The organism is Nocardiopsis camelliae (assembly GCF_028993595.1).
Classification (GTDB): Bacteria; Actinomycetota; Actinomycetes; order Streptosporangiales; family Streptosporangiaceae; genus Nocardiopsis; species Nocardiopsis dassonvillei.
This window is the reverse complement of record NZ_CP118614.1, coordinates 1572600-1583903: the sequence shown is the minus strand read 5'-3', so window position 1 is coordinate 1583903 and position 11304 is coordinate 1572600. Positions and strand designations below refer to the sequence as shown.

General features: G+C 73.9%; 7 protein-coding genes. 2 read left to right on the top strand and 5 right to left on the bottom strand.

Annotation, left to right across the window (positions count from 1 at the left end; genetic code table 11):
• Positions 1 to 13: 13 nt before the first annotated feature.
• Both PV789_RS07100 and PV789_RS07095 read right to left on the bottom strand, forming a co-directional pair.
• Entirely contained in the window at positions 14 to 1267 is a 1254-nt protein-coding gene (locus PV789_RS07100) for an alanine racemase (protein ID WP_274976678.1), read from the bottom strand.
• Positions 1268 to 1460: 193 nt separating this feature from the next.
• A complete protein-coding gene (locus tag PV789_RS07095) occupies positions 1461 to 2420 on the bottom strand; it encodes a glycerophosphodiester phosphodiesterase (RefSeq protein WP_274976677.1) in 960 nt (319 codons plus the stop codon).
• A 255-nt stretch (positions 2421 to 2675) separates the two neighbouring features.
• Between PV789_RS07095 and PV789_RS07090 the strand changes: the two genes are divergently transcribed.
• Both PV789_RS07090 and PV789_RS07085 read left to right on the top strand, forming a co-directional pair.
• Positions 2676 to 4199, top strand: coding sequence for an ICP22 family protein (locus PV789_RS07090; RefSeq protein ID WP_274976676.1), 1524 nt, complete (start codon positions 2676 to 2678; stop codon positions 4197 to 4199).
• Positions 4200 to 4765: 566 nt separating this feature from the next.
• Complete coding sequence (locus PV789_RS07085; protein ID WP_274976675.1) at positions 4766 to 6571, top strand: gamma-glutamyltransferase family protein; 1806 nt, start codon at positions 4766 to 4768, stop codon at positions 6569 to 6571.
• A 391-nt stretch (positions 6572 to 6962) separates the two neighbouring features.
• Here PV789_RS07085 and PV789_RS07080 read toward each other — a convergent pair whose 3' ends face one another.
• The 3 genes from PV789_RS07080 to PV789_RS07070 all read right to left on the bottom strand — a co-directional run bounded on the left by PV789_RS07080 (position 6963) and on the right by PV789_RS07070 (position 11276).
• Positions 6963 to 8129, bottom strand: coding sequence for a C40 family peptidase (locus PV789_RS07080; protein ID WP_274976674.1), 1167 nt, complete (start codon positions 8127 to 8129; stop codon positions 6963 to 6965).
• 163 nt (positions 8130 to 8292) lie between these two features.
• Positions 8293 to 9966: a bifunctional 3'-5' exonuclease/DNA polymerase gene (locus tag PV789_RS07075; RefSeq protein WP_274976673.1), complete on the bottom strand. Its 1674-nt coding sequence runs from the start codon at positions 9964 to 9966 to the stop codon at positions 8293 to 8295.
• Between the two features lie 377 nt (positions 9967 to 10343).
• On the bottom strand, positions 10344 to 11276 hold the full coding sequence (locus tag PV789_RS07070; protein ID WP_274976672.1) for a 2-hydroxyacid dehydrogenase: 933 nt from the start codon (positions 11274 to 11276) through the stop codon (positions 10344 to 10346).
• Positions 11277 to 11304: the final 28 nt, after the last annotated feature.

The window sequence follows — 11304 nt, the reverse complement described above, 5'->3', positions numbered from 1 at the left end:
ACGGCGCCGGGCCTCAGAAGTAGGTGGCCGCCATCTCCACGACGGTGTCGGCGTCGTCCACCACCGGCAGGACCCGCCAGCGGTCGAAGGCCGTGCACGGGTGCGAGATCCCGAAGGAGACCAGGTCGCCGGGGCTGACCTTCAGTCCCGGCGCGACCCTCAGGTAGGCGTGGTGGTCGTTGAGGTCGGTCACCTCCGCGCCCCCGGCGTCCACGGTGGCGCCGTCCGCCCGGCGCAGGCGGCGCGGCACGGGGAAACCCTGGTCGTGGTTGGCGTCGCGGCGCCCCATGCCGACGATCGCCAGCCCCTCCTCCGGGACGGAGGTCACCTGGGCCCACAGCTCCAGGGCCCCGGCCAGCGCGTCGGGGCCCTCGGGCAGGCGGCGGTAGGGCGTGGTGCGCCGGTACAGGCCGTCGTCGTGGACCACGTAGGCGCCGCTGCGCAGGATCGGCAGGACGTCCCCGCGTCCGCCGAGCTCCTCGGCGACCAGGTCGAACCACGCGCTGCCGCCCACCGACAGCACCGGCCTGTCCGGGCCGTGCCGGGCGGCCAGCACCGCGGCGTCGCCGACCAGGTCTCGCAGGAAACCGCGCACGCCGTCGGCGTCGCCGAGCGATCCCTCGTAGCCCGCCACCCCGGCCGGTTCCAGGCCCGGCGCCTCGGCGACGGCCGCGGCAACCGCGAGCAGTTCCTCACGGGTGCGGCAGCCGGTGCGCCCGCCGGGGACCCCCCGTTCGACCAGCACCCGCAGGGGCCGCCCGGCGGAGCCTGCCCCGGGCCGGTCGGCGGCAGCCTCCGCGGCGACCGCCACCCCCTCGGCGGAGTCGGCGTAGAAGAGGAACTCGAAGTCGGGGTCATCGTCCAGCTCACCGGCCGCCCAGCGCAGCACCCGGCCGTCGAGCAGCTCGTTGGCGAGCAGGATCCGGCGCACGCCGAACCGCCGGAAGTCCAAGACCTGGTTGGCGCTGGCGGCGGAGACCCCCCAGGCGCCCGCGTCCAGCTGTCGCTGGATGAGGGCCGGAGCCATGGAGGTCTTGCCGTGCGGGGCGAACAGCAGCCGGTGGCGCTCGGCGAAATCGGCGAGCGCGGCGATATTGCGGTCCAGCGCGGAGGCGCGCAGCACCATCAGCGGCCAGGTGAAGGGGCCGGTGAACAGGTGGTCGCGGCGGGCCGCGAACTCCTCAAGGGGAATCGGGTCGTCCGTCCACCACAGGCCCTTGGTGCGCCAGTCGACGTGTTCCCGGGGGATGGTCAGCCGATCGCTCACGTGGTGTCCGCCTCCTGGTCCGAACGCCCCGCCCGCGGGGAGACCGCGGCGCGGTCTCCCCGCGGGCGGGGACCTCGTGTGGGTCGGACCGATCATCCCACCTGACACCGTCCGGGGCCAGGGAGCGCTCCGGGCGCGGCCCGGGGACGCCGCCCCCTTCCGGGGCGGACGCGGTTCCCGGGCCGAACGCGGGTCAGCGGGGCAGGGGCAGCGTGGGGATCCTGACCACCGGCTGGGACCGCTGGGTCCGGGCGGCGATGGCCTCCTGGCCGACGTCGGGGTAGTCGGTGATGAACCCGTCGACCTTCCAGCCCAGGACGGTGTCCATCCGGGAGCGCTCGTTGATGGTGTAAGGCATGATCTCCATCCCCGCCTCGTGGACCCGCTCCACGTAGGCGGCGTCGATGGTGGTGTGGTTGGGGTTGATCATCTGCGCCCAGTCGTGCTCGTCGATGCTGCTCTCGGGGACCCGCCCGAGCAGGGCGTGCGGCACGGACGGGAGCAGGTCCTTGGAGCGCCGCACCGACTGCCAGTCGAAGCTCTGCACGACGAGGCGGCGGGGCTCGCCGTCCGGGTTGGGCTCCAGCCAGGTTCCGCGCTCGGTCAGCTCGTCGGCGATCTCCTGCTCGATGCCGGGGTAGAGCCCGGGCTCCTTGAGCTCCAGGAAGAGGTTGAGGTCCAGCTGCTCCAGGCGGTCGAGTCCCTCCGCGAAGGTGGGGACGGGCTCACCGTCGAAGGAGGCGTCGAACCACGCGCCCGCGTCGAGTTCGCGGACCTCCTCCATGGTGAAGTCGGCGACTTCGTAGGAGCCGCGGTCGGGGAAGACCTCCTCGACGTCGGTGGTGCGTTCGAGGGTGGTGTCGTGCATGAGCACGAGGACGTCGTCCTTGGTGCGCTGGACGTCGACCTCCACGGTCTCGGCTCCGAGCCGGTCGGCGGCGTCGAGGGCGGCCAGGGTGTTCTCGGGCGCGTGACCGGAGGCTCCGCGGTGGGAGACGGCGATCAGCGGGCGCTCGGTTGTCGTGTACTCGATGACTGCGGATCTGGTGACGCCCGACCACCGGGGGTCGGTGTCCTGCGTCGCGGACGATGCGCTCGCGCCGGTGACGACAAAGAACGACACGGCTGCGACGACGATGCCGATGCGCTGCACCGGACCTCCCAAGTGCGCGTGAACTTGTCGGCTGCTTCCTCAGGTTGGGTGCGGATGGTGACCTCGTGGTTACCGTCTGCGGAGCAGCCGGTGATCCGCGGCCCATCATCTGGTGATGTGTCCGACAGTTCGACGACATTCTCACTTAATGCATCCATTTGGTCACTTCATGTACGGTTTTTGACCCCCGCACCCATGGTTGATTACTCAGAGGCTGCGAGCATCACTAGGAGTAGTCGATGGGAAGGAACACTCATGCGCAAGCACCACAAGAGGTGGGTCGCGCTGCTCGGCGCCGCCGCGATCGCGTCGTCGGGACTGGTCGGTCTCCCGGGGGCGGTGGCGGCCGACGAGAAGGACACGCGGACGCTGGCGTGGCCGGAGATCAGCCAGGGCGTCTCCTCGTACAGCCTGGACGGCTACGAGATCGGTTATCTGCCCTCCGAACTGGAGCGGCACGGGATACACGCCTCGACCACGACCGACCGGCTGGGCAACAGGCAGTCGCAGCTGTCCTGGATGCGCGGGCCCGACCAGCTGCTCGGCAGGGTCTCCATCCTGCGCTCGGACAGCATGCAGCAGCTCGACGACCTGCGCGAGCGCAGGTACGGCCACCTTCCCGAGAGGACTCTGGAACGCCTGGACTCGGGCGAGGCGCTGCGCAGTGAGGCCTACCTGTCGCCGGAGACCGGCGACCTGTTCTGGCTCGACGAACCGGGCGTGGCCGTGGCCCTGTACCTCCAGCCGGACAAGTGGGGCAGCGGTGAACTGGTCAGGATGGCGGAGTCGCTGACCAGGAAGGAGGCGCCCGCGGAGGGGGCCGGGGAGACCGATCCCGAGGGGTCCGGATCGGAGGAGCCGACCACCGAGGAGCCGACGGCCGAGGAGCCCGCGCAGGAGGGGCCGGACGCGCAGGAGGGGTCCGGCGGTGAGGCGGGCGGCGCCGCCCCGGAGGAAGGCTCCGGCGGCGAGGCGACGCAGGAGGAGCCCGCCGAGGCGGGGAGCACCCACGAGCCCGTGGAGTCGGCGCCCGAAACGACCGGGGAGAAGGAGCCGCAGGAGCCCGCCGGAACGGACGGGAGCGCTGCCTCCGCCGACGGGACCGCGGTGGACGCCTCCCCCGCCGGGCGGCCCGGGACTCCGGAGACCCCCGAGGCCGCCGAGACCTCTGAGACCCCCCAGGCCCCGTCCGGGCAGGGCGGAGAGGCGGCGCAGGAGGAGCCCACCGCCGGGGAGGGCGCGCAGGAGGCACCCGCGGAGTCCGGGGAGAGCGGGCAGGCCGCGGGCTCCGAGCAGCCCGGGGCGACCCGCGTCCGGATGGCCAAGGAGTGCGTCGTCAGCCGGTTCGTGAGCTTCGGGAGCGGCGAGACCCGTCTGGGCGAGATGACCCCGGCCAGCGCGGAGTTCGTGGAGCGGGCCGTTGCCGCGGAGCGGCTCGGCGACGGGGACCTCGACCGCCTGCTGGCCACCGTCTGGTACTACGGCGACGAGGGCGTCAAGACCGGCGCCGTCGAGCACTGCGCCGAGGACGTCGAGATGTCGCGCACCGAGCTGGAGGGGCTCATCGCCGACCTCGGCGAGATCATCGCCGTGCTCGTGGAGGAGGCCGAGAAGCACGACGCCACGCACGAGGAGAACGTGGCGCGCACGCTGGAGGAGGTGAACGCCACCCTGCCCGTGGAGGTGGACGCCACCTCGGTCATGGACCCGATCGGCGCCCAGGAGTGGGCCGAGCTGACGCGGTCGCTGCCGTGGAGCTTCCCGGCCGGGACCTCCTGAGCAGCGCGCCCTCCGGCCGCGAGGCGGCGGCGGTAGGCGGGCAGCACGGTGCGGGCGGGCCCTGAGGGCCCCCTACATCCAGTCAACCCGGGGCCGGGCGCACGCACCAGCCCCGGGTTCCTCCTGTGGACGACGCCGTAGCGCCCGCCCCCGTCCCCCGCCCCCGGTCCCCGGCGCGCGGTTCCTCTCCCGCCGGGCGCCCCGTGGGAGCACCCGCCTACGGCGCTCCCCCGCACCGCGACCGGAGACCGTCCACGGGCACCCGTCCTCCTCCGGAGAACCGGCGACGTCCCCGTGAACCGCTCGCGCACGGTTCCTCCTCGGGGCGGGCGCCCGTCCCACCGGCGTCCCGCGCGGCCCGCCCCTCCCACGGCACCGGGCGCCGCTCCCACGAAACAGACATCAACCCATTCATATGGACAACCCATGATGTAACGTCACCTCAGGCCCGAGTCCGGGTGACCACGGTCACCCTCCCGGCCTCCGCGTTCCCCACCGGGGGCGGGCCCGGGCCGGACCGCGGTGGCGACCCCGCCACCACCGCCCCCTGAGGAGGACCCGCCCAGATGCCCCTCGGTTTCACCACCCGTCCCCAGCTCCGCGGCGACTTCGGCATGGTCGCCTCCACCCACTGGCTGGCCAGCGCCACGGGCATGTCCCTGCTCGAACGCGGCGGCAACGCCTTCGACGCCGCCGTCGGCGCGGGGTTCACCCTCCAGGTGGTCGAGCCCCACCTCAACGGCCCCGGCGGGGAGGTCCCCGTCGTCTTCCAGGCCGCCGGGGGCTCCCCCCGCGTCCTGTGCGGCCAGGGCGTCTCCCCCGCCGCGGCGACCGTCGACGCCTTCGCGGGCATGGACCGCATCCCCGGCAGCGGCGTCCTCGCCGCCACCGTCCCCGGCTCCTTCGACGCCTGGATGCTGCTGCTGCGCGACCACGGCACCATGACCGTCCGCGACGTCCTCGACCACGCCATCGGACTGGCCGAGCGCGGCTACCCCGTCCTGGACCGCATCGCCGCCGCCGTCGAGGCGCTCACCCCCGTCTTCTCCCGCCACTGGGCCGGTTCGGCCGCCGTCTACCTCCCGCACGGCGCCGCGCCCCGCCCCGGCTCCCGCCTGCGCAACCCCGCCCTGGCCGCCGCCTACCGGCGGATCGTCACCGAGGCCGAGGCCTCCGGAGGCGACCGCGAGGCGCAGATCGAGGCGGCCCGGCGGTCCTGGTCGCAGGGCTTCATCGCGGAGGCGGTCGGGGACTTCCTGTCCTCGCCCGTCCCCAGCGGCACGGGCGAGCCCCAGCGGGCCCTGCTCACCGCGCAGGACATGGCCGACTGGAGCGCCTCCTACGAGGAGCCCGCCAGCGCGGTCTACGGAGCCCACACCGTGCACAAGACCGGCCCGTGGGGGCAGGGGCCCGTCATGCTCCAGCAGTTGCGCCTGGCCGAGGCCCTGGGCACCGGCCGCGACGTGCTCGACGGGGTCAGCGCCGACTTCGTGCACGGGGTGACCGAGGCGGCAAAGCTCGCCTTCGCCGACCGCGAGGCCTGGTACGGCGACCCCGACTTCACGGACGTGCCCCTCAAGGAGCTGCTGGGCGCCGACTACACCGCGCGCCGCGCGGCACTGGTCGACGGTGCGCGCGCCAGCATGGAGCAGCGGCCCGGCTCCGTCGGCGGCCGCACACCCTTCGAACCGCCGCTGTACGTGCCGGGCCGCACCCCCGGCGACCGCACCACGGGCGAGCCCACGGTACGCCAGGACGCCGTCGCCAACCCCGCCGACCTGCGCGGGGACACCTGCCACGTGGACGTCGTGGACGCGTGGGGCAACATGGTCTCGGCCACGCCCAGCGGCGGCTGGCTCAGCAGTTCGCCGGTCATCCCCGCCCTCGGCTTCCCGCTGGGCACCCGGGCGCAGATGTTCTGGCTCGACCCGGCCTCCCCCAACGCTCTGGCGCCCCGCAAGCGCCCCCGTACCACCCTGTCCCCCACCCTGGTGACCAGGGAGGACGGCCAGGCCGTGCTGGCGATCGGCACCCCGGGCGGCGACCAGCAGGACCAGTGGACGTTCACCGCCCTGCTGCGGATCCTCAACGGGGTGGAGAACCTCCAGGAGGTCCTGGACACCCCGATGTTCCACACCACCGCCTTCCCCAGCTCCTTCCACCCCCGCGAGACGGTTCCGGGCGGCCTGGTCGTGGAACCGGGTGTGGGGGCGCGGACCGTCGAGGAGCTGCGCCGACGCGGCCACCGGGTGCAGGTCGCCCAGGAGTGGGCGCTGGGGCGCCTTGCCGCCGTGGCCCGCGACCCCGAGACCGGCGAGCTGCGCGCCGCCGCCGACGCGCGTGCCTCCCAGGGGTACGCGGTCGGCCGCTGAACCGGCTCTGAACCGCACGGGACCGGAGGAAGACGAAACGGCACGCGACGCGGCGCTGCGCTGCGCGGAACGCACTGCACAGGGGGGTTGACAGCGCTTACCTGCATTGATGCGGGCTCTTGCCAAATCGCCCGGTCACTGCTTATGTAGACCCTGTGCGACGGCACTCCGGGAAAGCTCCCGACCGCGTTCCGTCAGAACTCAATACCACCGCATCAGGGCTCGTGCGCTGTCTCCCCCTCCCTCAGTGACGGCCCTGTTCCCCCTCCTGACCGAGGCCTGCCTTCCCCTCCCGGCTGGGTTTTTCGGACAAGGAGAACGAGCGGGCCGTGGTACCACCGGCGCGGTGGTGCCACGGCCCGCTTCGTGTGCGCGTGCGGGCCGCGCGGCGTCAGGTGTTGACTCGCACGGCTCCGGCGTAGTCGGCGGTGCGTACCTGGGTGACGCGCACGTCCAGGCCGGTTCGCGGCGCCTCCAGCATCATGCCCTCGCCCAGGTAGATGGCCACGTGCGAGATGTAGTCGGGCGCGGTGGGGTCCGTGCGCCAGAACAGCAGGTCGCCGCGCTGGAGGTCGTCGAACTCCACGCGCTGTCCGGCGTTCCACTGGTCGTGGGTTACCCGCGGGATGGACACGCCCGCCTGGGCGAAGGCCCACTGGAGCAGGCCCGAGCAGTCGAAGCCGCCCTCCGGGGTCTCACCGCCCCAGACGTAGGGGACGCCCAGCTGGCTCTCGGCGTTGTCGATGACCTGCTCGATGACCGAGGGGGCCACGGCCTCGCCCTCGACCAGCGGCTCGGGCGAGTCGGCGACGAGCTGGAGGGAGACGTCCTCGCCGAGGGCCTCGGCCAGGGCCTCGTGCAGCTCGGCCAGGTCGGCCTCGGGCGCCGAGACCACCAGGGCGTTGCCCCTGGGCATGCCCAGCTCCGCGGCGCGCTCGCGGGAGACCAGCGCGTCGATCCCGGCGATGCCGGAGGTGGCGTGCGTCCACACCTCCAGGGGGACCTCTCCGCGCCCGCCCGCGACGGTGACCTCGCGGCCGACCTCCAGTCCGCGCTCGGTGCCGACGTCCTTGGACAGGGCGACGTGGCCCTCGGCGACGCCCTGCCAGATCTCGTCGGACTCGGCCGAGGGCTCGGGGGCGTGGTTGCGGAAGCTGGAGGGGCTGACGCCGAGCACCGAGGTGGGTTCGCCCTCGATCTCGACACGGGCGGCGTCCACGGCCAGGACGCTCTCGACGCCCTCGACACCGCGGACCTCCTCGACGGCCTCGCGCGGCAGGGCGCGGGGGGCGACCGCGAAGTACTCGGTGCTGCGGGCCTCGCGGAAGGGGGCCACGTAGGCGTCGCGCCGCAACCGGGAGTCGGAGACCTCGGGGGACTGCTCGGACGTCTCCTGCCGGGGGCCGCTGGCGCCGGAGGCCTCGGAGGAGAGCTGTTCGCTGATGGGGGGACGGTCCTCGACCACCGGCTCCGCCCAGGCCGGGGTGGTCCCGAAGGCGGTGAAGGCGACGGCGAAGGCGGCCGTGGTTCCCGCACACGTTCTCAAGCGGCTCCGCACGGGGGGATCTCACCTTTCTGCGAGTGAGCCGACCGGGGCGTGGGGGAACCCCTGCGGCGTACGGCCCGTTGCCGGTTTTACACTTTCCGGATCCAAGAATGGGCGTACCGGGACGAGTTTGCAAGAAGCCCACGCCGTCCGATACCGGACCGCCACCCGGTGCTCACCCGATGTTCCTCGTCACCACGGGGGTCAGCGGAAAGCGCACCGGGGTGTCCGCGAAGAGGGTGGCGCGGGTCGTGGCCTCGGCCTCGGCCACCGCGCGCACCGCCTCCCCGGCCAGGTCGGCCGGCACGTGCAGCACGACCTCGTCGTGGACGAAGAAGACGATCCCCGCCCCCTCGGGCATGTCCGGCAGGCGCTGGCGCAGCGAGGCGAGCAGGACCAGGGCCCACTCGGCGGCGGTGGCCTGGACGACGAAGTTGCGGGTGAACCGGCCCTGTGCGCGGCGGCGGCGCTCGCCGCCGGGTCCGGAGACGGCGGCGTCCCACCCCGAGGGGGCGGGCGAGGTGCGCCCCAGCCAGGAGCGGACGACGCCGCCGGCCTCTCCGGTGCGCGCGGCGGAGTCCACGTACTCCAGGGCGCGCGGGTAGAGGCGGCGCATGGTGGCCAGCAGGGGCGCGGCGTCGCCGGAGGTCTGGCCGTACATGGCCGAGAGCATGCCGATCTTGGCGCGGTCGCGGTCGCCGCCCACGTGCACGGCCAGGCGCGCGTACAGGTCCTCCTCCGCGGCCGCGGCCGCCAGGGCGTCGTCGCCGGAGACTGCGGCGAGCACGCGGGGTTCGAGCTGTCCGGCGTCGGCGCGGACGAGGACCCAGCCCGGGTCGGCGCGGACCGCCCCGCGCAGCGACCGGGGGATCTGGAGGGCGCCGCCGCCCCGGGTGGCCCAGCGGCCCGACACCACGCCGCCGACCACGTAGTCGGGGTGGAAGCGGCCGAGGGTGGTCCCGTCCGGGCCGGGGCGCCTGCGCACCCAGGTGTCCAGCCACGTCCAGCCGTTGGCGGAGTGCAGGCGGGATAGCTCCTTGTAGCGCAGCAGGAGCGGGACGACGGGGTGGTCGATCCTCTCCAGGACCCAGGAGCGGGTGGAGTCGACGGGGTGGCCGATCCACGCCATGGCCCGCAGGACCTGTGTAGGGGAGTCGGGGTTGACCTCGCGGCCCACGGCCTCGCCGATGCGGGCGGCGAGGTCGGCGAGGACGGGCGGGCGCTGCCCGGAGGGGGGCCGGTGGCCGAGGAGGCCGGTGAGGATCTCGTCGTGGACGTCGGGCCGCCAGGGCAGGCCGTCGTGGCTCATCTCGGCGGCGGCCAGTCCCCCGGCCGACTCCACCGCGGCGAGCAGGCGCATGCGTCCGGGGGCGGGGTCGGGGAGTTCCGCGAGGCGCCGCAGTTGGTCGGCGTGCACCTCGACCAGGGCGGCGAGGCGGTCGGTGCCCGGGGGCAGGGTGGAGCGGTCGGCCTCGAAGAGCGCGGGCTGGGCGTGGGCGCCGCCCTCGCCGAGGGGGCGCACGGGGTCGTCGGGGACGGGCAGCCGGTGCAGGCGGGCCCAGGCGGCGCCCAGCGAGGAGGCCTCGCCGTGGCGGGCCTGGTAGCCCAGGAGCAGGGCCTCGGTGAGCGCGGCGTCGTGGCAGCGCGAGACCCGCACCCCGGCGCGGACGAGGTCGGGGTAGACGTCCTCACCGGCCGACCACACCCAGCGGGGCGGCTGGGGGTTGGCGTGCTCGGCCTCGCGCACGGCGGCGGCCAGGTCGCCGACGCGGCGGATCGGGCCGGGGGCCTCGTCCAGTTCCTGGAGCCAGCCGCCGCCCTCGCCGTCGGCGACCACCGCGATCCGCATCCTCCCCAGTGTGCCGCCCGCCTGCGACAGTTCCGCGGATTCGCGCTTCTGTACAGACTGCGCGCCGGTTCTCGGCCACTATGGAGTCATGACAGCCAGGCCCTCGCCCGAAGTCCGCGACCGCATGTCCGGCACCGGGCATGGGGAGACGGTCGCGGTTCTCGTCTCCCCCGGCGCTGTGGAGGCGTTGGAGGAGACCCTCGATGTCCTGACAAGTCCCAGTCTCCTCCTCCATCTGGAAGAGTCCCGGGCCGCTCTGGATGTGGGTGACGCACTGGACGCCGACGGACTCGCCGCCCTGATGGCGCTACGGAAGGAGCCGGGCGTGAACGACAGGGAACGCACGGACCACCCTCCGGCCATCACCGACCCGACGTCTACCGGTCTCGCTGAGTTCCGGGGCGGACCACGTTGGCCAGCGGCTCACCGGCGGCCCAGCGGGCGAGCTGGGCGTCCATGAAGGCGCGGGCGCGCGGGTAGAACGCGGCCGAACCACCCGCGACGTGCGGGGTGAGGAACACGCCGGGGGCGCTCCACAGCGGGTGGTCCGCGGGCGGCGGCTCGGGGTCGGTGACGTCGAGTGCGGCCCGCACCCGGCCCTTCTGCTCCAGCAGGGCGCCGGTGTCCAGGACCGGGCCGCGGCCCACGTTGACCACGAGGGCGTCGTCGCGCAGCAGGGCGAACTCGCGGGCGCCGAACAGACCGCGGGTGGCCTCGGTGAGCGGGGTGACCAGGACGACGATCTCGGCCCCGGGCAGCAGGTCGTGCAGCTCGTCCACGCCGTGCACGCCCTCGTCCGGACGGGCGCGGCTGGCCACGCGCACGACCTCGGCCTCGAAGGGCAGCAGGCGGCTCTCGACGGCCTGACCGATGCTGCCGTAGCCGACGATCACCACGCGCGAGTCGGCCAGGGAGCGCAGCTGGGCGGAGCCCCAGTGGTGCTCCCTCTGCGCGAGCGCCCACCGGGGCAGGTCCCGCTGGGCGGACAGGATGAGCGCGAGGGCGTGCTCGGCGGTGCTGGCGTCGTGGAGGCCGCGCCCGTTGCACAGGGTCACGTGGTCCGGCAGCAGCGGGAGCACCTGCTCGTACCCGGCGGACAGGAGCTGGACGACCTCCAGCGACGGCATCCGCGCGATCATGTCGAGCCGCGCGTCGACGCCCTGGGTGGAGGGGGTGTAGGGCACCTGGTAGAAGGCGACCTCGTCCAGCCCGCTGCCGGGCGCCGCTCCACCCGCGTACAGGTCCACGGTCAGGGAGTCCGGGGCGTTGTCCCTGTTCTGCTCCCACTGCACCAGCGTTCGGCCGCCCATGTCGCGCCGCCCTTCCCCTCGGTCCGTC

Bases quoted from the DNA above. Each gene is read 5' to 3' on its own strand.
- PV789_RS07075 (WP_274976673.1), bottom strand. From the start codon at position 9,966: ATGCGGATCGCGGTGGTCGCCGACGGCGAGGGCGGCGGCTGGCTCCAG.
- PV789_RS07085 (WP_274976675.1), top strand. From the start codon at position 4,766: ATGCCCCTCGGTTTCACCACCCGTCCCCAGCTCCGCGGCGACTTCGGC.
- PV789_RS07090 (WP_274976676.1), top strand. From the start codon at position 2,676: ATGCGCAAGCACCACAAGAGGTGGGTCGCGCTGCTCGGCGCCGCCGCG.
- PV789_RS07070 (WP_274976672.1), bottom strand. From the start codon at position 11,276: ATGGGCGGCCGAACGCTGGTGCAGTGGGAGCAGAACAGGGACAACGCC.